We start from the raw sequence: 25,487 nt of genomic DNA on the forward strand, positions 1-25,487 counted from the left end.
AGGGAGAGCGTGCTGAGTTATTCGCCGCTGGCTGATGTCCCCTCAATGTTTCCATATTTACGCGCAATATCGGCAGTTCTGGTGCCTGTGCAGCTTTGCCCAGGGTCAGGCGTTGCCATTGGTAATCCCTATAGAGAGACGGAAATCAATCGTGGTTTGACCGGGCACTTCAGTCGCTGGCAAACCGAATTCAGAACCCGGTTCATGGAGACAGGAATTCCCATAATCAGGTTTAAATAACTCCGTTTCGACATACCACGTTTTCAGTGGCTATAGCGCCAATGGTGTCCATGGATAACACCAACTTCGGAAGCGAGAGTTATGATCTTCGATCTGGCGCTGGCAGACCTCATCCGCCCTTACCTCCTGCGGGGAGAAACGACCACCTGGCATGCGGCGCTTTCTGTCATCTATGTGGAATCCTACGAAACAACCCTTGGATCTGAAGGGTTGGTAATCCGGGGAATTGCCCGTTTTTCCGGCGACATAGATCCCCCATCGTTTGATCCCACCACCGGTACCTTGCGAGCCGGGGCCGCCAACACCGAAGGCCACCCCCGCACCCAACCCGACCGACGCGAACCCTGGCTGGATATTACCGACACCAAAGTAGAGTTCGCGCTGACAGTGCCCCGGATAGCCGGTGACATAATTGCGGCCGGCGAGGCCTCCATTCCCGGCAGTGATACAGACTTCCAACCGGTGCGCGATGTACTCAGCGCCTGGGACCCTGACCCCTCAGATGCCCCGCCATCCGACTACCCGGGAACGGGCTTTGTACTGGACCTGGTGCTTTCAGGGATTGAACTCCGGCCGCCATTCCTGAGCCCGGCCAAAATGGAAGCCAACGGGCTGCTGGTGCCGGACACTACCCGGCCGGATGTGGTCTTTCACCTGCCCAAGATCAAACTCCGCGTCAGTCAGGGAAGTGATTCCACAGCGGTTCTCGACGTATCCCTGTTGTCCCTGGGTGTTTCGGGCCTTGATGATCCTGGTGATATGGCGGCCGCCGAATTGATCACCATGGAACCCGCCTACGCCTTTATCGGCTCCGGACGCGTGGTCGGCTTTGCCTTCCGCTCTGCTTTCCTTGATCTCTCCGACGGTTACACCCCGCCGGAAGTGCTCGACCAGTTCGGCTTTGACGATGCCTGGACCGGCTTGTACCTGCCGGAAATACGCTTGTTCTTCGCCCCCAACGGCGCAGAGGACTTTGCCGTCAATGCCGGGGTTGAGAATTTGCTCATTGGTCTGGGGGATTCCAGCGGCATCACCGGTGACTTTGATCTCGCGATTATCAATCAGGGTTCAGGTGAACTCACCCTGAGTGCCCGGTTCTTTGACCAGCAAGGGCGGGCGATTGGTATCACCCGCCTTAACGACACCACGGCCGAGGTGCGCTTACCTGCAACAACCCGCTTGCTGGTCGACGTGGTCGGAGGGCGCGCACCCTACTCGATCAACGCCGAGTTCGACGGCGCAGGCCACGCCGGCATTGTGCATGACATCAGCCTCGGCGCATCGGGCAAGACCATTACCATCACCGCCACAGACACCAGTAGCCCGCAAAAATCCCGGACCCTGACCGTGACTGCCAATCTTCGGGAAGCCAATCTGGTTCAACCGGCGCCAGGCGCCCAGCCTGATCTTTCAGCGAACCTGACCACGACCTCGATTACTCTTGAGGGGCAGCCGCAAACCGCCCCCCCATTGCGTCTGATCAGTGACTCCGGTGACAGTGTGGTGATTGCGGTAGAGGGAGTCGTTCCCGATCCTGCGACGGAATGGCAAGCCGACGGTGGCCCGACCTCCAGTTCGGCCACGTTCCAGGTCAATCTGACCGGCGGTCAATCCAAAACCATACGCGCGGTGCTGCCTGGCGAAACATTTACCAGAATTGACGGCTATTTCCGTTTCGACAAACCGGGGCAGTCCGACCCTGCCAATTACGTATTGAATCCAGACAATACCAGTGCTGATCAGGCGGTTGACCCCAGCAGCAATGCCTCCTGGAAGCCGCCAGCCCGCCAGTTTATCCCCGCATGGCAGGAAGTGCTGTCACGCATAACGCCGAAATCCATCACCATCGAAGGTACCGCCAGTTACGAAGGTGACGACCAAAAGGCGACCTACAATTATCTGTTGTCGCAACGCCGGGCCGACGGCTTGCGCACGTTGATCGAATCAGAACCTGCGCTGGCAGGGTTCACCGTAAACCTGCTGCCCACACCCATCGGCCCCGGCGCAACGCCTCCGGTCAGCTGGACCGGCAACGCCGGTTCCGGATGGAAAAGCCATGGCGAGCCAAGGGAGGTCTGGTGGAAAGCCGAGATCCGTGACTTCACAGTCAATATGCCGGGTCCGGTCATCGAGGGCGAAGTAGAGCGTCCAGCCGCACCGACCCCACCCCCGCCCCAACCGCCTACCCGTGACGACCCGCCAGACAATCCGCCACCCCCGTCCTGGTTCCGGTCAGCGCGACTGAAGGTGCGGGTGGTTCAGGATCAGTTTGTTGCCCTGGAACTGTCTGGGTCAGTGGATTTTGAAACCGCGCTGGAAGAGCAGCTCGACACCACGGGTGGGGTGTCCGTTCCCTCCATTGAGGGTTTGGGCAATAACCCTGCCGACGGCATAGTCGACTACCTGTTTCTTTACCAGACCGACCCGGCCAGCCAGAGCGACGAAATCAAGCTCTACATCGGCGCCGACCCCAACGACAAAGATGGCCTGGTGAAAACCGGCCAGCTCCAGGGGCAGGCTTTGCAGGCGCCGAATACCGGCCGCAATATTCTTGGAATGACCACGGTTTTCACCCCTCTGCTCGCCGAGATTGCACCAGCTAACCCTGCAGACGGTGGCATTGCGCCCATTGTACTCAGCGCCGCTGTGGTGGCCCTGCCTTCCGCGCTGGCGGAAATACGCGTGGACGGCGAGCCATTGCTGAACGTCGAGCGGGTTGTGCTATTTGGAGGCGAGGCAGCATTCCGTCGCCAGGGTGACCGCTGGGAAACCTCCATTCTGTTTGATGTGGAAACGGCCATTTCCGCCAAGATCAAGCTCGGTGGGTTCCTGCTGCTGGAGATTCCCCGGGAATCACCTCTCGCCGTCCGTTACAAAGCCATCGGTCTGAAGTTCGGCTACCCGCCCGGCTCTACCGCCGCCTGGGAATTGCGCCCGGTCTTCGACCAGTCAAAAGGTTATACCATTGATGTTTCAGGCCCGGGCCAGATCCGCCTGCCGGACCCGCTGGGGCAGATCCTTCAGGTGCTGGGTGCCCGCATTGCCCGCACCAATCCGCTCAATTTCGAGATTGACCTCGGCTTCGCGATCGACCTTGGCGTGATCTCGGTCGATCGCGCCCGTATTCGATTGCCACTGGAGCCGTTGGGGCCTCCGGAGCTCACCGCCTTTGGTGCCGGCCTGAAAGTTCCCGGGGTTATCGAAGGCAAAGGCTACATGGAGATGAACAACTCCGGTGGCGCGATGGAGATCAAGGGTGGTATCGACGTTTCATTGATTCCGGTAAAGCTCAGGGTCGCCGCACAGATTGCGGTGGCTCAGATACCCGCGTCCCAAGGGGGCCCGGCGACCGGTGTTGCGATTGCCCTTGAAGTGGAGTTGCCGGTCGCCATACCGCTGGCCCAATCCGGCTTCGGTATCTATGGCTTCCTTGGCTTGTTCGCCATGCACTACGCCCGGGATGAAGACGGCATCACGTCACTGACACCTGCGCTGGCCTGGCTCAAAGACCGGGCCCAGGGCAACCCGACCAACCTTCAGGCCTGGAAACCGGAACTCAATAAGTGGGCGTTCGGTGTCGGGATCACGCTTGGCACCATGGGGTCGCCGATCATCTTCAACGTCAAGGGCATGTTCCTGCTCGAACTTCCCGGGCCCCGCGTGCTGCTGGTGGTTAAAGCCAATCTGCTGGCCGTCCTGCCGGCGCTAAAGGACAAGAACGCCGAAGGCACCTTCCTGTGCGTGATTGATCTCGACTTCGGTCGCGGGACCCTCACCATCGGGCTGTCCATCGATTTCTCGATCGATCCGATCGTCGAGATCAGGATTCCCATCGAGGCCTACTTCAATCTCGAAGATGGCGGCGACTGGCACGTATATCTGGGTACATTTCCGGGCAATGATGGCCTCGGCCGCCCAATGCCCGGCCCCATCCGTATCAAGATACTGGAAGTGTTTGACGGCGCAGGTTACGTGATGATTTCCGGGCACGGCATTCCGTCCTATCAGCCGCCTGGCACCAACCTGCCCGCTCTTCCGGCGGTGCAGGGCACGGCGCTTGCGATGGGACTTGAGGTATCGCTGGTATGGGGCAATACCTCCATCAACCTCTACCTGAGGGTGACCGCAGGCTTTAACGCGATTCTGGGATTTGATCCGTTTTACGTTGGCGGGCTGCTCTATCTGCGTGGTGAATTGAAGCTGTTTATCATTTCCCTGTCCGCTTCGGCCGGCCTTGCTGTTCAGATCGGCCAGAAAGTGGTTGATGGCGTCCGGTCCGAGATTTCCCGCATCGACGGCGAAGTGTGTGGCGAACTGGACTTGTTCTTCTTCACCCTCAAAGGCTGCGTGGACTTCCATATTGGCGAGGAGAACAAAATCCTGCCCCCGGCCCCCAAGCTGGTCACCGCGACCTCTCTCGTCAGCCGCTCCCCTGCGCTGGTCCAGGGCACCGGGGTCGACCGGGGCATCGACAGCAAGATCGGCGATGGCATCGCTTCGGCCACCCAGCCGTCAGACATCAGCACCTTGCCTGAGGTACCTATTGATGCCATTCCGGTGCTCACAATGTCCGCCACACCGCGGGATGACAGCCTGTCAGTCATGGGCTCCAGCCCCGAAGGCAGTCCCGGCGCACCGGCCGACGGTTTTGTTAAGCGGGGCGATTTCGCCTATCGCTACGACCTCGCCGAAGTGAGGCTGGAAACCGCGGATGGCTCCCCGGCACTGATGGACGGCAACAAACCCTCTGTCTGGTGGACCCATAACGCGCCCACAGATACGAACCTGACCGCGCAACTGGCGCTTCTCAACTGGACACCAAACCCGACCCCCAAGGCGCTGGAACGCACTGAACATCTGGTTGACACGGTGATTGATCGCTGGGGCACCATTTGTCATGACGCCGCACCTGCCGCCGCGGTGCTCTGGACCTTCTGCGATGAGCCCCTGGGACCGTCTGAATCCGGCTGGACCCTCAAAGGCATTGCCTGGCCGGATCCTGCGGACACCGACCGGTCAACAGAACCTGAACTTTCCCTTAAAGTCCACGAAACCTGGCGAACTGGCGTGCGTGACCTTGACCGCCGTCGAGGTCTGGTGCCCGCCATCATCCAGGGCGGCAAGGTCCGCTGCTTCCCTGCCCGGGATAACGGCGCCGGTAACGACGACCGGACCCACGAAACCGTTCAACCCGGGATAGCCCTGCCCCATGATATTGCAGATCTGCTGCGGGAGCGGCCGCTGATCACAGAGATTGATCCTCGGGCCAGGGTTCCCCTGGGGAATTCCACGCCGGCTGAACGAGCCTCTCTGGGGACAGTCGCAGACCGGATACGCACCCGCGCAGGCCGCTTGACCCGCTTTAGCGATCGGCTCTCCGCAGACCGGGCCCGCCTGACCGCGGCCACCGAAGGTAGCTTTGGGCGCCGCTTTGCCGACCGCCTGGATGCCAACCCGCTGGTGATCAGCGAGGCGCTGCGCCGGGTTGCTGCTGGCGATATTGTTCACCGTAGTGAGCTGCTTTCCGGTCTCACAGCACTGAGCCCAGAGGCGACCAACAACGCAGCCACCGGTTCGGTCACCGCCGGCGCCAGCACCCCGCCCAAACCCGGCGAGGCCAGTTGTGATGGCCGAGTGCTTGCGTCCCCCCTGTGGGATATCGGGGAGCCGGTGGTTTTCGGTAACCGGGCCGAGGCAGATACTTTTGCAGAACAGCTTGATGCTCTGAACCATAAGCACGGCCCTCTCTCTGACGTTATCCAGATCGACAGCGGGCCGATCAAGGCCGGAGCCATCCTCCTGTGGGCCAGCGAACGCCTGTTGAACAAGGAAACCGGTGCTGGCCGTAACCTGGTTATTCATTATCTCGATGACGAAGACCAGGTGATCGGCGAACGTCCGGTGCGAGTCACCGATCTGGTAAGTCTGACCGGCCTGCCGCCGCGCTGGACAGATATGAATGGCCCCTGGGTTGAGTGTATCTACCATACCGTTCTCTATGGCCAGACCCGCCTCGGTCAGCGCTCAGCGCTGTTTGTCGAAATAGAGCCACCCGCGGGTACTACCCGTATCAATATCGGCATGCTCTACCCTGACCTCAAGACCGCCCAAAAGATGGAGCGTCTTGGCCGTCCTTATTTCGTTGGCGCCATTGAGCTGACCACCGAAGCTGAAGCCACGCGGGAGTCGTATGACCAAACCCAGATCGAACGCAACCGGTCGGTCGTTGAAAGCTTCCTTGGGCCGGAAAGTGGAAACATCGCGCTGATGTTCCCCGGCAAAACCTACAAGGTCACCACGGTCACGAATGTGTCAGTGCGGGATGACGAAGGCACGGTTCAAAGTGGCGACGTACAGACGGAATCGTTCTGGTTCCGTACCGATGATGAGGCTCCGCGGCGGTTGGATCCCTGGCTGTTATGCACCACGCCGGCAGAGAAAGAGCAGCATGTTTTCGGTCACGAAGAACTCAAGGTTGTGTTTGCGACCAACGACGTCGACCGGCTCTATGGTGCCTATGGCAAGGAGTTACGTGCCCGCCTCAAGGCCGCATCATTCCGGCAGGTCGAGGAACCCGGTGTGCCCCATCCGTTCCCGATTACGGCGGCGACCCTGGATAACGTCAAGGCCGATGCGCTATCGCCATTTGAAGGGGTGCTGGTTGATGTGATGGCGGAAGTCGGGCCCTGCGTACCCGTGGATGGTGAGCGGGTCAGGCAGACCACGGTCACTATTCCCATTCCTCTGGACCCTTACACTGACTACGTTCTGGACATTGAAGCGGTTGATATCGGCGCTCCGGCCAACACCGTAGGCCAGCGCGTGCTTCGCCGATCATTCAGCACCGGCGCTTTTGCGTCCACCGAGGACTTCGTCACCCAATTCGCAGGCACAGCAACGGAACACCGCGCCATCGCTACCGGGGCCCTGCAGGCGATAGCGACACAATTCGCTTCGCGGCAGCCGGAAGGCGCCGAATTCGACAATGCGCTGATCGGCGCCGGCCTCGAACCCATGGGCGTGCCCTCACACCCTCGGGTGCTGGTCTTCTGGCAGCAGACCGACCCGACCAGCGATCCACAGCCGGTCGCAGTGATGGTTGATTCGTCTGAGCCAATGCACCGCACCCGGGCACTCCCCGAGGAGGTGACCAGCGGTGACGATGTTCCGGTCACCCGGCTGGCCCTGACGGAACAGGAATGGCTGACAATGGCCGAAGGCTCAAGTGGCGATGGCATCGTTGCCCAGGTCATCTATGCCCCGGGCAGACAGCGGGCTCTCTGCATTCTCAAGCCGCTCTCCCGTAACAAGATTCTTCACCTGGAGCTGGTTCGCAAGGCCTTCACCGCGCCTTATCTCGATGGAGACAGCGCAACCGATCAGTCCTACCGGATCGTATCGGAAACGCTCCGACATGCACCCTGGGAAGAAGCCTGATAAGGAACGAAAGACCATGGCGGCGAGAATTTTCGATCAAACAGTATTTCGTGGACAGGGCGCCCTGATCACCCTGGGATCATTGATAGGTGGACACGCGGCGGCGAATCCCGAGAAGTTTCCCGATCTCAAGGATTTTGGCAGCCGTGCGGTATCCATCTTTTTGCGCTGGCAAGTCAACCCGCAGATCGGGCTTCCCAGCGAGCCATTCAAGGTCTGGCGCAGGCCGGCAACGCCACTCGCGAAAGACACTGACATCGCATCGTCATTGATTCCGTTGCCCCCCCTGGGTACGGTTGTCGTATTTGAAAAGCCTATGGTATCGGTGTCAGGGGTGGTCAGCGCAGGCGCCTCACCACAGAATGTCATCGTACTGCCGCTGGCCGACGGCGTCGGCTTTGAAAATGTGCTGGGCATTCTCCACTTCAGCCTGGGCGCAAACAGTTCCCGTCCTTTCACCTTTCAGGCCCCATACATCACCGGTTTATTGCTGATCGGCACCAGTTCTATTCAATCCCTGACGGGCATCCCGATGTCTTCAGCGGATCAGATCAAGGGTTGGGAACTGGTTGAAACTGTGGGGTTTCCGGTCGATTCCGGCCAGTGGAACGACCTTCCCGGACAGAATCACGGGATCGATCAAGGCCTGGTGGGCGCCGAGCTGCCTGCAAAAGCGGCAGCAGCAAACCGATACAGCCGGGGCATCAACCCCTGGGGATGGCACCCGCAGCTGCCATCGGGTCAGACTGCCCCTAAATGGGAGCTCCCCTCAGCGGCCGAATTGATCGCCGAAGCCGAAGCCGAACTGCTGCCCCTGCTTCACTCGGCTCTGGCCATGGCGCCGAATGATCAGGCCAGTTTCACCCGCGACTTCCTTATCCACCCGCCGCAGAATTCCGCGGGAAATGCCATGAGTGGACAGGATGGGAAAGCAACGGTCGCACCGCTGACGCTGCTCCAGCTTGCCGCCTCCACCGATCCGCTGTTGGCAGTCACCCTGGGATTCGGCACCGGTTATCCCTACGAGGATATCCCCACAGTCAACCTGGCTGCGACCAGCCTGTTTGGCGACAGTAACACCAGCGACTGGGACTATATGGTCACCGGACGCTGGGCCAACGGCCTCGATGGTGACAGTGACGAAGTGGAGTATGCTGCGCTCATTCCCCGCCCCCGTAAAGTCACCCCGGCACCAGCGCCGGCTGACCTTCAGCTCGATCCGCTTGGAGTCCATCAGCCTGCTGCTGCGGACCAGCCCTGGACGGCCGCTGTGCGACTATCCTGGGAGCGCTTTGTGCTCGACAATCTCGCATCGGTAGCGAGCTTTGCGGTCGCACGGGCAGACCTCGCGATGGCAGGCCCAGCCCAGGCATTGATGGAAATGCGGGGGCATGCGCCGGGCCACATGCCCATTGGCGACCTGGCCAACCCCGAAGACCCGGAGAGGGTCCGCCAAAGCGCCACTGACAGTGCATTCCCCATTCCGAATGATCCGGGCAACGTACAGGCCAGGTATGGGGTGGCCACCCAGAATATCTTCAGTATCTGGAGCCCATGGGTCACCCATAACTACAGCGGGAACCAGCCCGAACCGGATCTGGTTCAGCTGGTCGATGCCAATCTGGTTCCGGTCGACCCCGGCCCGCCAGCCTCCTTGTGCCCGGCAACGCTACAACTTGATTTTGTCCTCGACTGGCGGGTACGCAGGGTCAAGACAGTACGCTTCCGGGGCCGACTGTTTGCCGCGGCCAATCGCCATCAGAGTCCACCCGGAACCTTCCCGGCTGGGGTCCAGACATCGCTGGCCGGAGCTTCGACCTCCGTTTCCGTGAACTTTTCCGGAGATGCCCCAACCGGGGTTGGGGGCACCGTGATCTGTCTCGATACCCAAGGTGAAAACGAGGTCACGCCGGGGCCGGCCACCCAGGGCCACAGTCGCCGGTATCGGATAACCATACCGGGATTTTTATTGGATTATGGCGCCACCCGTCATGTGGGCCTGGCGTTGCAGGGTCAGCAATCCGAAGTGATCGCCCCCGGCAGAACCAGTGCCTGGTCACCAATCAGCAAGGTCTGCTATGCCTCTGACCCCCGGGCCAGAAACACGACCGTAACACCGATTGTACCCCTGGCCAGTCTTCCGGATGCCAGTGGCGAGTGCCATGCCCGTCTCGATTGGGCCGATCAGCCCGCTGCCGAAGGTTACGCGATCTATACCAGTAATGAATTTACCCTGCTGGAACGCACCGGCCAGTCCCACCCCGCACCGGGTTCAAGCCTGTCGCAACGGCTGATTGCTCTAAAAGCGGCCTTCAATGTCGACAACGACCGCAATGCCTTCACCCGTATCAATGATGAACTGTTTACAGGCACCAGTATGGACGTCAGCCTTCCCCGAGGCTCCCAGGCAATCCATTGCTGGATAATCCTGCCGGTCAGCGCCGGGGGCACGGAAGCCCCCTGGCCAACAGGTACTGATGCTGCAGATTCCCTGATTGTGTACGCCGCCCCCAAAGTCGGCGAACCCGCGCCGCCACGAATTGAAGTCCGTCGGGTCGCCGACGGGCCGGGCTTTGCCGCCAGGCTCCGGATCGAGACCCGGGGAACCTCCGGCGCCCATCCACGGCGGATCGATCTTTACCGCACCCGGGTAGCCGATGCCGCACGGCAGGTCGACAGTATGGGCTTCCCCGTTGCCCAGGTTACCGGAAGCACCGCTGACTGGACCGTGAGCCCGCCCAGTCCTGCGGCAGATGAATGGATTGACTCTGTACAAGGCACGGACACCCCTGAAGGTTCCTGGAAGTATGTCTGGTACCGGGCAGTTGCCTGGGCAGACCCCATCCCGGAAAAAGGCATCCTTGGTGGACGCTCTCTGGCCTCGCCGGCAATCCCTGTGGTGGTTCCACCGGCTGGGCCACCGCCTCTGGGCGTGCTGACAGCCTCATGGCCGGGCAGCAATCCTGGCGATGTACTGATCGGGTTCTCAACACCCGTGCCTCAGGCACCGGGGCCTTTGGGATCACATAGTCTCCAGCTGGATGTGGTGGAAAAAGGCGTCCCCGAACCGCTTCTGAGGCTGTCAATGCCGATTCAGGATCTCTCGGATGCAATGCCAGGGGGCAATGCATCCGGGGTATGGAGGGCCGGAGGTGATGATTTTTCGCTACTCATCCGGCGTACCGACATCAATCATCCGGTATCGGTCACGGTCAGGCTCGTTGATCCGATCAACCGGTCAACGGAACGTGCCTACAACATTCCGGCAGGCTCGATCCTGCCGGTTCCGACACTGTCACCCATCAAGAGCTTTACGATCTCCGGTCGCGGAAAGCTTTACACCTTTACGATCGACAACGCACTGGACGAAGCCGTCGGCGGTGAATTCTACCGGTTGTCGCTTACGCTGCAGAAAGAACCCGGTTTGGGTACGGGCCCGCTCATCCCAATGCCGGGACGTCCTGGCATACCGAGGATACCGCGGCGATTCACCCCCATTCCGGGGCCGGTTGTACTGCCCGGTACCGAGCGCCGTGGTACCCAGTTTACTGAGCGCGGCGACACGCTAACCTACTCCGCCAACCTGGCGGATGTGCCCATCAGTGCGCCAGCAGAAACCTTCACAGTCACCCGGCGCCGGATCGGTCAACGGGTCACCATTACCGTTACCTCCAAAGTAAAGCTACGAAGCATTGCGGCCACGGTTACCTCTCCGGACGGAACCACCGTTACCCGGCGGGCAAGGGGTTAAAACAATGCCCGTAACCGCCAGCAAGAAACACTAGGAGTGATTCATGGTTCAGGTCTTTACCCTAACACCCGACGCCGCTGCCCAGTCATTACAGGACCAGGGTCTGGATGCCCTCGGGCTGACCGCCTTGCGTCTCTGGCCAAGCTGGGGCACCGCAAATCCGACGTACGACACTAGCGCTCTCCGACTCACCCCGTCAGGCAGTGCCCTTGCGCCCTTTTTCGGAACCCTGGAGTTTCTCGACAGCGGCTCGGAGTTCCGCAGTGTCAATGGCGCCCCCATTGCAGGTCCGGTGGCGGCATTCCGCCTTCACCCCCAGGCAGTCGCCCGGCTGGACCATCTGTTAAGCGCACGGTTTGCTCCCCCGAGCCAGCGTCACCACCGACCGGTTCCGGAAACACTGGTTTTCACGGGTGCAGTGCCCGCTCCCGACCGTTCACCGCAAACCTACGCCGCGGGCGATCCGCTGAACCGAGCAGAACCCATGAGCTTTCACGACAATCGCGGGCTTATCATCGATCCGGTCGCCATTGCGGAACTGTTTGCTGACCTTATGGTGAACTTCCCTGCCCTGGATGCCTCCGGTGGCGGCGGCATGGCGGGGCCAGGAGGGGTGACCAGTATTGCCGGTTTGGCCAGCGGTATTCAGGTACAGGTGACGGATCTACATGGACGCCCCTTCAGCGCTGTTCCGGGCGGCCCTGGTATTGAGGCGCAGGACGGAGGGGCTCCGGCTGGGGCCCCGGATGGGTCAGGGTTGCTTGTGCTTGCCGGAGCCCAGCAATTGGCGGCAACCGGGGCCGGCTCAGCAGAACGACTCAGGCTAGGCTGGGCGACGGGCGGAATCATGTCTGCCGCGCCTCTTTCCACCCCCCCTCTGGCGGCAGGGGTGAGCCTGTCTCGGCAGTTTCTTCGCGCCTTTGCGGTGGATCTGGACTGGCACCTGCGGGGCAACCGCTCAGAAAGCACCGTTCGGAGCATTCCAGGTGAAGACGGCGATATCCCCGAGGATCTCAAGCCGCAGATCAGGGACAACGTCACCATCGATTACCTGAGCGATGGTCCGGATCTGCTGGCTCACTCCGGTCAGGTGCTTGAGCGTCTCGTCGGGGCGCCGGGCAGCAATCTTGTTTTCGCCGTTGCCCCTGAGATTTCTGACGGTGTCGGTATACCGCCGGCGCCAGGGCTGCAGGCCCACTGGCCAGGTTTTCCCCTGCCGGACACCGGAACCGGTTTTGCCGCTGGCTCACCGTCCCCTGTTGCAGGCGCAACGGCCGTCTGGACCGCAGGCAACGACGTGGTCGTTACCCTGCCCGCAGACACCCTGCCCGACGGCGCTGGCGTGCGCCTGTTTGCACAGCGTTTTCAGCTGATCGAGGCCATTGGTGAGGCGCCTTCGTTTTTGCGGGGAGACGGCGGCTCAGGGATTGTTCAGGCCGGTTCCACCACCCAGTTGCTGGTAACCAACCCGTTGGGGCTTGCCACAGGCGATCCGAAACCGTCTCCGGCAACGCTCGTTTTTGATCTGGTGGTCACGCCAAGAACAGGCAAACGGCGCCTGTTTGCCAACCGCCGCCTAAACATAGACAGCGGCCCAGCCGCGCTCCCGCCTGATCCCTTCGCCACGCCGGATCCGATGACGCCCATTCCAGCGGCCGTGAAATCGGTCGCCCCTGCGCCCTTGTTTGGCCTCGAGCGTAGCAGCCCGCCCGGAGCGGGCCTGTCAGATCCCATTGACGTCGTTCGGGCCCTCGGCAACGAAACCGAACCCCGGGAAGGTCCTCGCCATCCCACAATGGGGCGCCTCGAATCCATTGTGGTGAGCGGCATTGCCGATACCACACACCTTGATGATGGCCTTAGCTGGGAAGGCGTCCTGTCGGGGGCACGCTGGTCACGAGAGACCCGCTCTGCCGCTCTTCGTCAGGGCAACCCCGGTAACCCTCCAGGACCAGACGTTCATGCCAGTGGAGTCAGGGTCAACGGAGCCTTGGGCTATGACCTTGCCCGCCATGCAGTGCGCCGGACCCAGCCCATGCTTCCTTTGCCTGGTGGTGCCAGTGTCTCAACATCCCCAGGCTGGATTGTTATGTCCGGCGGAAACAACATGAATCCGCCACAGCCGGATGCAGCGTCACCGCCCCCCTCCGGCAGTTCATCCGGCGTTCTGTTGCAGACCGTCGCAGCGGTCTGTGAAACGCCGGAGCTTTCGTTATTGCCTCCGGGCAATGCCCTTGCCACCAACTCGCCTCTGACGCTGGATCAGCTATTGGATACCGTGGCGGGTGCGCTGGGGATTCCCTCGCCCGCAGGTTCCATCACCATTGCCAACGAAAACCGACTGATCAATGAAGTCAGACGCGAATATTTCCTTGCAACCCATGGCGTACACGACGCTCTCTGGGCCCTGACTCGCGGGATTTCCGAAGCGGAGGAACTGATCTATATCGAAACCCCCGGATTCGCCCGGACCGCCCGTACGGATGGTGCGGCAGAGGCCCATGAGATAGACCTGATCCAGCGAATGGCCGACCGGCTGGCAGCGCAGCCCAACCTTAAAGTAATTGTCGTATCACCCCGGGAACCGGATCTGATCCCTGCGCCCTTTGCACGGCGGGCCATTATCCAGCGCAAAGAGGCATTTGATCTGCTGCAGGCCGCGGCGCCGGGGCGGGTACTGGCCTTCCATCCGAAAGGGTTCCCCGGCCGGCAGGCGGCACTGCGCACCACCACCGTGATCATTGACGATGTCTGGTCAATGACAGGAGCCACCCATTTCCGGCGCCGCGGGATGACGTTCGACGGCAGTGCATCGATCGCTTCCTTCGATCGAGACATCCAGTCTGGCTACAGCCGCAAGGTGCAGAATCAGCGTATCGCCCTGATGGCCGCCAAACTGGGGATTCTGGCCACCGATGCCGACGGTCTCCCCGTACCCGAGTTTCAGCGCCTGACACGGCCCGCAGCTGCATTCAGTCTGATCCGGGATCTGCTGGCCCAGAAAGGCCTCGGCATGATTTCGCCTTTGTGGCTTGGCCCCGAGGACACCAGTGTCCTTCCCCAGGAAGATGATGTCGCCGATCCGGACGGAGCCAACGGCGCCCCGGCCGGTCTTCACCTTGCAGACTTCCTCAGCGAGGCCTGACAGACAGGGGAAAACCCAGTATCGCTTCATAAGGGTTTCCCCTTGGTTTTATCCTGTCGCCAAACGGCGCTAACATGGTTCCTTTCCTGCTCAGCAAGGCCTTCGATCTCAGGGGGCATTTATACGCTGTGCGAACGTCGGCCAATTCCGGCCCAACCGTTGATCCAACAACCAGGGAACTGAACCATGCAGACGACTGCCTATGCCGCACACGAACAGGGCGCGGCCCTGAAGCCGTACACGTTTGAGCGTCGCCAACTCCGGGCCAACGATGTCGCGATCGAGATCCTGTATTCAGGTGTGTGTCATTCCGATCTCCACGTGGTACGCAATGACTGGGGCGGCGCCCGTTATCCGGTGGTCCCCGGCCATGAAATCGTCGGCCGGGTCATTGATACCGGCAAAGATGTCAGCAAGTTCAAGACCGGCGACACCGTGGCTATTGGCTGTATGGTTGATTCCTGCCAGACCTGCGACCAGTGCTCCAATGGCGAAGAACAGTTCTGCCGGGAAGGCATGACACCGACATACGGTGGCCTGGACCGCCAGACCCGGGAGCTGACTCAGGGCGGCTACTCCAAACACATCGTCGCCCGCGAGGAGTTCGTGTTGTCGGTACCGGAGTCCCTTGACCTCTCCCGCGCTGCCCCTCTGCTTTGCGCCGGGATTACCACCTACTCGCCGTTGCGTACCTGGAATGTCGGACCGGGCAGTCGAGTGGGTGTTGTCGGCCTTGGCGGTCTTGGGCATATGGCGGTCAAGCTGGCCATTGGCATGGGTGCCGACGTCACCGTAATCGGTCGCAACGAAGCCAAGGCAGCGGATGCGAGAGAGCTCGGTGTCGAACGCTTTCTGGTGTCGGCTGACGAATCAGCCATGAAAGCCGCCAGGAACGGCTTCGATCTGATCATCGACACAGTGCCCGTGCGCCACGACGTATCACCGTATATGCCGCTGCTCGACGTGGATGGTGCACTCGTTATCGTTGGCCAGATCGGCCCTATCGATGAGCAGCTCACCGTGCCGATGATTTTTGGTCGCCGCCGGCTGACAGGCTCACTGATCGGCGGAATTGCAGAGACCCAGGAAATGCTGAACTTCTGCGCAGAAAAGAACATCCTTCCGGAGTGCGAGATGATCCGCATGGACCAGATCAACGAAGCGTATGACCGTATGGAGCGTTCAGACGTGCGCTACCGTTTCGTCATTGACATGGCGACACTGCAAGACACGGTGTAATCGGCTCGCTTAACCAGACCGCCGGGTCCGGCGGTATTCGGAAGGTGATTGTCCCGTCCATTGGCGGAATGCCCGGGTAAAGTTGGCAGGATCCCGATACCCGAGCATTCCGGCGACCTTCTGGATTTCCAGATCGTGATCGTCCAGCATTCGGACGGCATCCCGGCGTTTAGCGTCTCCCAACAGAGTCTTGAAGCAGGTGCCTTCCTGCTCCAGTCGACGTCGAAGTGTCCGGCTGGTCATGTTCAGCTGCCGGCTGATGGTCTCCAAACCTGGATATCCATTCACCGAAAACACCATGCGTTCACGTACGACCGCTTCAAGCTTGTTGCTTTGAGCATGGCTGAGAGCACTTTCCCGGTCACATTGCTCAATGGCAAACTTCAATGCCATCGGGTTATGCATGCCCAGTTGTGTATCCAGTAAGTGGGTCGGAAACCTGACCCGGTTGTTCGCCTTGCCATATCTCACCGTTCCCAGTCGCTGCCTGGCTCTGTCAGCGTATTCAGGCTCAGCAAAATCAAACCACACGTCCAGCTCATTCACCGACGTGCCTGTCAGCAACTGAAATCCGTGGCACAGACTGGTGAATGTAACCTCAAGAAACAGCTGGTGGAAACGAGGCTCGAGTATGGAGGGAATGCTGATCTCGATTACAAACCACGCCCCCTCGCTGCGCAGAGACAAAGCGGTTCCCGGGGCAACCAGGTGCCAATAGCGGTGACACAGTTGAATGGCATCGGCCATCGTCGCACTGCACAACAAGGCATAGCCAAAATTTCCGAACGCCGTGGGGGGTAACTGCCAGCCAACATCGAGGCCAAGCCCGTTGTTTCCCGTCACGTCCCAGACCGCCAGAATCAAGCGCTCCATCTGGGCCATGGTCAGATCACCCGGCGTACGGGCGTAATCCAGCGGCAACCGGGCCTGTTCGAGAATAATCTGCGCCGGGATACCGCGTTCTTGGGCGATACGCAGATAGGTCTGGGGAAATACGGCTGGAACTGGAAGTTCCCACCATTGAGCAGCCTTATTAGACATATATTTCTTATTTTCAGTAGGATACAAGTTTTTATTTAAGCTACTTCTATACTCTGATGAATAATTTCTGGCCAGTAATGACAGGAATTATGGGCATCGCTATCCGTTATAACCTATGTCTCTTGCGCCAGAAGCGTCGGGCACCAGGGCAAACGCGACACCATGTTCCCTATCGAAAATTGTCGGATAGCCCACCTCATGCAGAGAGGCTGGGAAGCTATACTGGCCTGTACATCCCCGGCCGCCCCACTTCCCCAGCCAAGGCAGTTGGAATGAACAAGGAGCCCTAACCATGAGCAACCTCTACCAGCATGCGGAATTCGAATGCACCTCCACCGAAGGCTGTGATGCGATAGAGCTTCTGTTGACGCCTAAAAATCGCGATCTTGGTGGTTTTTCAGTCCGGCGCCTGCTACCTACGGCACGACGCAAAATGGTGGGGCCCTGGATTTTCTTTGACCATATGGGACCGGCACACTTTGAGGCCGGAACCGGAATCAATGTACGCCCTCACCCCCACATTGGCATCGCCACTGTCACGTATCTGTTTCAGGGAGAAATCCTGCATCGGGATTCTCTGGGCAGCCTGCAGGCAATCCAGCCCGGCGACATTAATCTGATGGTTGCAGGACGCGGCATTACACATTCCGAACGGGAACGTCCGGAAGTCACCGGCGCCGATCATGATCTCGACGGGCTGCAGCTATGGCTCGCTCTGCCGGCCGAGTTTGAAGAAATCGAGCCCGAGTTTCACCACTACCCAGCGAGCACTGTGCCCTCTCTGAACGTGGAAGGCGTACCCGTGCGCGTCATGATGGGGAGCGCGTACGGGCGGACTTCTCCCGTCAGGGTGTTTGCCGAAACCCTGTACATCGAAGCCTGGCTGCAACCGGGACAGCGACTTCAACTCCCGGACGCCGAGGAGCGGGCCCTGTACGTGGCCAGTGGTCGCCTTCAGGCAAAAGGAACCGAGATTCCGGAACACGCCATGGCAATCCTGAGTCCGCAGGAAACCGTCATCGTTGAAGCCCTTGATGAAACCCGCCTGGCGCTCATAGGCGGCGAACCGTTTAATCGCCGATACATTGACTGGAACTTTGTATCCAGCCGCAAAGAGCGGATTCAGCAGGCCAGGGACGACTGGAAAGAAGGACGCTTCGCCAAAGTTGCCGGGGATGAGGAGGAGTACATACCTCTCCCAGAGTAAACCCGACTTAACGGACCGGGTTCAGCCCCGCCGGAACTGGCGGGAAAAAAACACGAAAACGCTCACCAATTCCAGGCGCCCCAATACCAAAGCCGCCATCAACACCCACTTGGCAGCATCGGGGATCGACCCAGGTTTTTCAGGTGTTCAGGATGCCCTCTCAGCCAGGGTCTTGCATTTGCTCCAGCAGTTCGGTGACCGGCTTGACCAGTAGCGGTGCGATATCGACGCCATTGGAATCATGGGCGATGGTGTTGCAGGTCACCAGTGCCTCAAGCCCGGCATCGCGTAGCCGGATATCGCTGCTGTCCGCAAATATGCCGTGAATAGCGGCACAACGGACGCGGGAGATCCCCCCGGCCTTCAGGCTGGCAATACATTCCAGAATGGTGTGACCGCTGGAGATAACATCGTCGATGATCATTGCGGTGTAATGACTGTAGTCACTGAGCGCCGGCAGGGTGACCTGAACTTCCCGGTCACCATAGCGATGCTTGTCACCGATGATATACGGGTGACCACTAAACTCAGCAATCCCCTTCACCCATTGTTCACTCTCTGCATCCGGCCCCACCAGCAGCAGGTCTGTCTGGCCCTGGAGCCATTGCGCCAGTGCCGGTGCACCCTGCACCACACAGCTCGGAATGGAATAGATTTCGTCAAGGGATGCATAGCGGTGAAGGTGTGGGTCCATCGTCACCAGCCAGTCCAGGTGCTGAGACACCATTCCTGAAAACAGGCGAGAGGTAAGCGCCTCACCGTCGGCAAAACGCCGGTCCTGACGCATGTAAGGCAGGTATGGTGCAATCAGGCCTACGGACGCTGCTCCCAGCTCCCGGAGGGTATCCGCGAGAAAAACCAGGGGCAGGAACTTGGCATCCGGACGGGCCAGGTCTGCCAGTACCACGCAATGGCGGTTGCTGACGTCGGTGTTGACCCGTAGATAGGATTCACCATCCGGAAACCGCCGCTGGCTGAGGTCACCAGGCGTAGCCCCGAGCTGGCTGACCAGTGGCGCAGCCAGCGGGTGTGGCGTCAGGGAAAATAACACAGCCTGGCTGAGCTCAGACATTTCATTCATCTCCTGCTGTAGATCCAGCGATAACCCAACAAATCATACGCAACCCGACCTGGCTGTCGGCGCACTCCGGCGAAGCAGTCAAACGACGTGCTAGTCAAAAACGAACAGGTCGGTATTTTCACGATAGTATTCGAGCGCGTAATCCCGCTCCCCTTCACTTTCACTGTAAAGCGTAAACAGGGTGTCACCGGCATTAACCTCATCCCCCAGCTTTACGTACAGTCTCAGGCCCGCACCGGGACTGAACGGAGCTCCGGATAGCTTGGCCAGCCTTGCCAGTTTGCGGTTATCAATGCGGCGCAATGTCCCGCCCAGCACCGCGTTTTCAGTATGCTGATAATGAGCCTCCGGAAGGGATTTGAAAACGCCCTGTGATTCAACAATCCGGCAGAACTGGCGGTAGGCTTCGCCACTGATCAACAGCTCCATCGCCTTCTGCTGGGCAACCTCCAGGCCACAGTGCTCGGCCATATCCAGTACATGGCCCGCCAGCAACAACGCCCGATCTCTGAGGTCAACAGGGGCATTGTCTTCGCATCGCAACACAGCCAGCAGATCACGGGCTTCCTCGACCGGGCCTATTCCACGCCCAACAGGCTGGCTGCCATCGGTGATGATGCAGCGCACCTTTAGGCCACAGGCCGCGCCCACCTGGGTAAACAGGCTGGCCAGGCGACCTGCATCCGAACCGCTTCGGACTTTGGCGGTTGGGCCCACCGGGATATCAATGAGGGTGTGGGTCGAGCCGGCTGCGACTTTCTTGGACAGTACCGAGGCGATCATCTGACCCTCGCCGTCAAGATCCAAAGCGCGCTCAATGCGAATCAGAACATCATCAGCGGGGCTCAGGTTAACCGCCCCCCCCCAGGTCAGGCAGGCGCCGGTTTCGTTGACCACCCGACGAATGTCCGCAAGTTCGAGGTTGACGTTGGTCAGGGATTCCATGGTATCTGCGGTGCCTGCCGGGGAGGTAATTGCCCGAGAGGACGTTTTTGGCATGAGGTGACCTGCGGCGCTGACAATGGAAACCACCAGTGGCGTAGTCCGGTTACCGGGAAGTCCGCCAATACAGTGTTTGTCGAACACGGCATCATGGCCGGGCCAGTGCAGCCGTTTGCCTGCATTGACCATGGCCTGAGTCAAGTAAACGATCTCGTCGATATTCAACCGGCCACCGGCACAGACGCTCAGAAAGGTGGCAATTTCAATGTCGCTGTACAGGTGGTCGCTGATGTCGGTAATGATGGCCTGCATGTCAGCTTCATCGAGCGAGTTCCCGAACACCTTCTTGCGTACCGAGGCCAATGACGCCACGACATCTGCGTGGCCGATCATCACGTCCGTCACAGAATCCAGGGCCAGCCGCTGGATGGCGGATTTCGACAGCCCCACATGGCCCTCGGGGATCACTTGGCTATCGACCACATTCACCGAAGCCACCACTGAGCGACTCCCGACGCTGATTTTCACCCGGGAATTGGAGGTAAACCCTTCTGCACGGCAGACCGGGCAATCCTCTCTCATGTAAGCGACAGATTCCTGGTGGGTATTTATACCTATGTCGAGCGCTTTAAGCGTGTACTGATTGGGCATATTCCATGATATCCAGATTCAACGACACACAATGTCCGGTTTTTAGGTTGTCACCCGCAAAGAGCCAAACTAACTGATATTTATCCGGTTTATGAACCGGAATCGGATGAGATGTGGCCTCAGCTTGATCCGCGTCAATCAACTGATGGTACGGGCACGTTCGACCAAAGGCCTAGGTAATCTTTGACAAAGGGCTAATAACAGGCCGCCATTAATGAAGAGTAGCATGACTAACACTGGAGCCCTTCCGCTCCATGACTACAACATTCTTATAACAGCAGTTTCCGCCTTATCCTGGGGACGTCATTAATGACTTACGCTCGCATTACCGGAACAGGCTCGTACCTGCCGGACAACATCGTGACCAATGCCGATCTTGAAAAGAAGGTCGCCACCACTGATCAGTGGATCCGGGAGCGAACAGGCATCGAGCAACGTCATATTGCACTTGAAAACCAGACCACGGTGGATCTGGCCGAAGGCGCCGCAAGACGTGCAATTGAAGCCGCTGGTATTAACCCGCAGGACATCGACCTGATTGTCTTCGCAACGTCAACCCCTGATAAAATCTTCCCAAGCTGCGCCTGCATCCTCCAGAATCGCCTCGATATACATGGCTGCCCGGCATTCGATATCCAGGCAGTCTGCAGTGGGTTTGTTTACGCACTGGCAACCGCCGAGAAATTCATCAAGTCCGGCTCCAGTAAGAAGGCGCTGGTGGTCGGGGCGGAAGTTTTCTCCCGTATTGTTGACTGGAGTGATCGCGGCACCTGTGTTCTTTTCGGAGATGGCGCAGGTGCAGTCATCCTTGAAGCCGACGAAAACACCGGCATTCTCTCTACACACCTGCATGCCGACGGTCAGTACGAAGAGTTGTTGCACGTTCCCTGTGGGGTTTCGAGCCCTAAGGAACAGTTCAGGCACGTAGCGCCCTTTGTCGAGATGAAAGGCAACGAAGTGTTCAAGGTGGCCGTCAATACCCTGGGCAAAATCGTGGACGAAACTCTGTCGGCCAACCAGATGGAAAAATCAGACATCGACTGGCTGGTACCCCATCAGGCCAACCTCCGTATCATCGCAGCAACCGCGAAAAAGCTGGATATGCCAATGGACCGGGTGGTTGTGACCGTTAACAAGCACGGCAACACCTCCGCGGCCTCCATTCCTCTTGCCCTTGACGCCGCCGTTCGCGATGGGCGGATCAAAAAGAATGAAGTCGTTCTTCTGGAAGCCTTTGGCGGAGGATTTACCTGGGGATCCGCCCTTTTGCGGCTGTAGCCATAAACAATGCCCTCCTGTTGCTGATAACCAGGAAAACCCTCCTGTCGCTGCTCCGTACCATCATGGTGCGGAGCGACTACCATAGACACCCGCCCCTTATCGTCGTTTGACGTTTGCTCAAGCCCTGTTAACGCTTATTACCATGCCTTAGGCTGGCTCAGTCACTCTATACTCAGATAGATGACCCTCTGTTAACGCAAGGAGCCCGAGCATGACCGAAACGGATTTGCCCCCACCCAAGACAATGGAAGCCCCCCGCATTGTCATCATCGGAACTGGATTTGGCGGCCTCGGGATGGCCATCCAGCTCAAGAACGCTGGCGTTTGCACCTTCATCATGCTTGAAAAATCGACCGAAGTCGGCGGAACCTGGCGCGACAACACCTACCCAGGCGCCGCCTGTGATGTGCAGTCTCACCTGTATTCGTATTCCTTTGAGCCTAAACACGACTGGTCACGAAAATTCGGCCGCCAGGCGGAGATCAAGGAATATATGGAAGGCTGCGTACGAAAGTATGGGCTGATGTCCCACATCCGTTTCAACAAAGCCGTTGCCGAAGCCCATTACGACGACGCCACTCATCAATGGTCGATCATCACCGAAGACGGTGATCGGTTAACGGCCAATGTTCTGATCACGGCGACAGGCCAGCTCAATCAGCCGAGATTTCCACACATTGAGGGGCTGGATCAGTTCAAAGGCACCCGCTTCCATTCCGCCCGGTGGGACCATAACTTTGATCTGACGGGGAAAACCGTTGCGGTCATAGGGACCGGCGCCAGTGCGATCCAGTTCGTGCCCGAAATCCAGCCCAGGGTGAAGCGGCTCAAGCTGTTTCAGCGATCAGCCGCCTGGGTCATTCCCAAACCGGACCGGCCATTCAGGCCATGGGAGCAAAAACTCTTCAAGACACTGCCAATGCACGACCGTCTCTACCGCTCGCTGATCTACTGGAAAAACGAGAGTCGAGCCCTGGCATTTACCCGCTTCAACCGCCTGCTCGAATTCATGGCCCTGCAGGCGAAATGGGAAGCCCGCAAGCACGTGCGTAACCTGGAAAAACGCAAGGCACTGATTCCGGACTACAAGATTGGCTGCAAACGTATTCTGATCTCCAACGACTGGTATCCTGCCGTCGACAGTGACAACGTAGATCTTGTTACAACCGGCATCGCGCGCATCGAGGAGAACGCCGTCGTCACCGTCGATGGCGAGCACCACGACGTTGATGCCATTATTTTTGGAACCGGGTTCAAGGCAACCCAATTCCTGTCGCCCATGACGATCACCGGGCGCCATGGCCAAAACCTGAACGACGCGTGGAGTAACGGTGCTGAAGCCTACAAGGGCATTGCCGTGTCTGGCTTCCCTAACCTGTTCATGCTTTACGGACCTAACACCAACCTGGCGCACAATTCCATTATTTACATGCTCGAATCGCAGATTCATTACGTTCTGGAGTGTCTGAAATCCCTCGAAGACCAACACGCTGATGCCATGGACGTAAAACCTGAACCACAAGGAGTCTACGTCGACGGCGTTCATCGCCGACTTGAAGGCAGCATATGGGATTCGGGCTGCACCTCATGGTACAGGGACGAGAGCGGCCGTAATCCCGTCAACTGGCCAGGCTTCACCTTCACCTATCGCCACCTCACCCGTCATGTTGATCCGGATGCCTATACATTCTTTCCGTCAGTGAGCGGCTGATCCGGCCCGGGCAAGCGCCAGGGTTGCTCTTCGCAAGAATACATAGGATGATTGGGTAATTGGATTAAGGGATGTATTAAGATGACCCAACTGCGACGAATTACGAAGGGCTCGCTGGTCGATACCGCTATCGATTCGATACGCACCGCAATTGAAACCGGCCAGTGGCAAACCGGCGATCGCCTGCCCGTCGAAGCAGAGCTCTCCGAAGCCCTCGGCATAAGCCGTAATACGGTCCGGGAGGCCGTTCGCGTATTGGTGCACGTCGGCATGCTGGAGACCCGTCAGGGCGACGGCACCTATGTTCGCTCGAGTCACGATGGCGGCGAGACACTGCGACGGATGGAGCAGGCCGAGCTCAAGGATCAGCTGGAGGTCCGGCAAATGCTTGAGGCCGAGGCTGCCAGGCTTGCGGCAGAGCGGCGTACCGATGACGAGGTACAGGTCATGTCCAGGGCCCTGGATCAACGCGCCGCTGCCGGCAATGATGTCAGGGCACGTATTCGTCATGACGAACAGTTTCACCACGCCCTGGTTCGTGCGGCACACAATTCGGCGCTGGTCGAACTGTATTCGTATTTCTCCCACGCCATCACCCGCACCATTGAACGCACCGAACTGGATGAGTCATTACCGGAACCTTCCCAGGAAGATCACGAGATACTGCTGGCGGCGGTTCGGCGAAAGGATAGCGCTCGGGCAAAACAATTGGCCTCCGCCCTGCTCCAGCCAAGTATCGACAAACTGAACTCCACCCGATAGAGCCCGGCCGATGCGTATTGATCCGTTTACCCTGCTCCTTCTGGGCGCCATCGTTCTGGCTTCACTTTTCCCCGCGGAAGGCGGCTTCGCCGAGGTACTGTCGACCACCGGAACTCTGGCAGTAGCGCTGCTTTTTTTCCTGCATGGCGCAGCGTTGTCGCGGGAGCAGGTGATCGCAGGCGCAAGCCATTGGCGCTTGCACCTGGTGGTTACGTCACTGACCTTTGTATTTTTTCCGCTCGTGGTACTGCCGATCAACTCATTGGCACCCGCATGGATACCCGCAGACCTTGGGCTCGGCTTTCTGTATCTGGGCGCCCTCCCCTCTGCGGTGTCATCATCCATTGCCTATACCGCGATGGCGCGAGGGAATGTTCCGGCCGCCATCTGCAGCGCGGCCGCCTCTAACGTTTTCGGGATGATGCTCACGCCGTTTTTGCTGATTCTGCTGGTCAGCACCTCTGGCGAAAGCAATTTCTCAGTCGCTGACGCACTGCGGGATATTTGTCTGCAGTTATTGCTGCCCTTTGCCATCGGCCACGGGCTTCGCCCCTGGCTTGGGGGCTTTCTTGCACGCAATGAGACGCTCGCCAGTCGTTATGACCAGTGCGTGATCTGGCTCATCGTGTATTCGGCATTTTCCCACTCAGTTGCAAGCGGCCTGTGGCAGAACCTTCCATGGTCTGCAATCGTACTTGCCCTGGTGTTCTGTGTTGCCCTGCTGGCTCTGCTGATTTTTGTGGCGAGACTGGCGGTGAAGGTACTGGGGTTCAATTTGGAGGATGAAGCCGCAATTGTCTTCTGCGGCTCAAAAAAGAGCCTGGCATCCGGGTTGCCTATGGCCAAGGTACTCTTCTCGGGCCACCCTGGCTTTGGGATGATTGTGCTCCCCATCATGTGTTACAACCAGATCCAGGTCATTGTCGGTGCCATATTGGCCCAGCGCTATCGGCGCAGGATTGATAGCGCCCAAAACGAGACGACCGAAACCTGAGCCGC

General features: G+C 59.1%; 12 protein-coding genes. 9 read left to right on the forward strand and 3 right to left on the reverse strand.

The features are described from left to right. The first annotated feature begins 321 nt into the window (after nt 1–321). The 4 genes from BLV11_RS14110 (at nt 322) to BLV11_RS14125 (ending at nt 15,812) form a co-directional block, all read left to right on the forward strand. On the forward strand, nt 322–7,677 hold the full coding sequence (locus tag BLV11_RS14110) for a DUF6603 domain-containing protein (RefSeq protein ID WP_091815801.1): 7,356 nt from the start codon (nt 322–324) through the stop codon (nt 7,675–7,677). A gap of 16 nt (nt 7,678–7,693) precedes the next feature. After that, nucleotides 7,694–11,428 carry a hypothetical protein gene (locus BLV11_RS14115; protein ID WP_091815804.1) on the forward strand — a complete coding sequence of 1,245 codons (3,735 nt, stop codon included), beginning with the start codon at nt 7,694–7,696 and terminating at the stop codon, nt 11,426–11,428. A gap of 43 nt (nt 11,429–11,471) precedes the next feature. Further along, nucleotides 11,472–14,573, forward strand: a complete 3,102-nt coding sequence (locus BLV11_RS14120) for a phospholipase D-like domain-containing protein (RefSeq protein ID WP_091815807.1) — start codon at nt 11,472–11,474, stop codon at nt 14,571–14,573. Between the two features lie 186 nt (nt 14,574–14,759). Further along, nucleotides 14,760–15,812, forward strand: coding sequence for an NAD(P)-dependent alcohol dehydrogenase (locus tag BLV11_RS14125; RefSeq protein WP_091815810.1), 1,053 nt, complete (start codon nt 14,760–14,762; stop codon nt 15,810–15,812). Nucleotides 15,813–15,821: 9 nt separating this feature from the next. Here BLV11_RS14125 and BLV11_RS14130 read toward each other — a convergent pair whose 3' ends face one another. Beyond that, entirely contained in the window at nt 15,822–16,853 is a 1,032-nt protein-coding gene (locus BLV11_RS14130; protein ID WP_091815813.1) for an AraC family transcriptional regulator, read from the reverse strand. 292 nt (nt 16,854–17,145) lie between these two features. On the opposite strand from BLV11_RS14130, the gene BLV11_RS14135 reads away from it, so the two are divergent. Continuing rightward, a complete protein-coding gene (locus tag BLV11_RS14135) occupies nt 17,146–18,060 on the forward strand; it encodes a pirin family protein (RefSeq protein ID WP_091815816.1) in 915 nt (304 codons plus the stop codon). Nucleotides 18,061–18,220: 160 nt separating this feature from the next. Here BLV11_RS14135 and BLV11_RS14140 read toward each other — a convergent pair whose 3' ends face one another. Both BLV11_RS14140 and BLV11_RS14145 read right to left on the reverse strand, forming a co-directional pair. Next, nucleotides 18,221–19,132 (reverse strand): ribose-phosphate diphosphokinase, encoded by a 912-nt coding sequence (locus BLV11_RS14140; RefSeq protein WP_217634580.1) that lies wholly within the window; start codon nt 19,130–19,132, stop codon nt 18,221–18,223. A 99-nt stretch (nt 19,133–19,231) separates the two neighbouring features. Then, nucleotides 19,232–20,734 carry a thymidine phosphorylase family protein gene (locus BLV11_RS14145; RefSeq protein WP_091815823.1) on the reverse strand — a complete coding sequence of 501 codons (1,503 nt, stop codon included), beginning with the start codon at nt 20,732–20,734 and terminating at the stop codon, nt 19,232–19,234. A gap of 309 nt (nt 20,735–21,043) precedes the next feature. Here BLV11_RS14145 and BLV11_RS14150 point away from each other — a divergent pair, with 309 nt between their 5' ends. From BLV11_RS14150 to BLV11_RS14165, 4 genes are all read left to right on the forward strand, one after another. Further along, the gene (locus BLV11_RS14150) at nt 21,044–22,012 is read left to right on the forward strand and encodes a beta-ketoacyl-ACP synthase III (protein WP_091815826.1); all 969 of its coding nucleotides are present in this window, start codon (nt 21,044–21,046) and stop codon (nt 22,010–22,012) included. A gap of 214 nt (nt 22,013–22,226) precedes the next feature. After that, nucleotides 22,227–23,726 (forward strand): flavin-containing monooxygenase, encoded by a 1,500-nt coding sequence (locus BLV11_RS14155; RefSeq protein WP_217634581.1) that lies wholly within the window; start codon nt 22,227–22,229, stop codon nt 23,724–23,726. A gap of 81 nt (nt 23,727–23,807) precedes the next feature. Further along, the gene (locus BLV11_RS14160; protein WP_091815829.1) at nt 23,808–24,488 is read left to right on the forward strand and encodes a FadR/GntR family transcriptional regulator; all 681 of its coding nucleotides are present in this window, start codon (nt 23,808–23,810) and stop codon (nt 24,486–24,488) included. A gap of 10 nt (nt 24,489–24,498) precedes the next feature. After that, nucleotides 24,499–25,482 carry a bile acid:sodium symporter family protein gene (locus tag BLV11_RS14165; protein ID WP_091815832.1) on the forward strand — a complete coding sequence of 328 codons (984 nt, stop codon included), beginning with the start codon at nt 24,499–24,501 and terminating at the stop codon, nt 25,480–25,482. Nucleotides 25,483–25,487 lie beyond the last annotated feature (5 nt).

This window comes from Marinobacter mobilis (assembly GCF_900106945.1).
In the GTDB taxonomy this organism is placed as follows: domain Bacteria; phylum Pseudomonadota; class Gammaproteobacteria; order Pseudomonadales; family Oleiphilaceae; genus Marinobacter; species Marinobacter mobilis.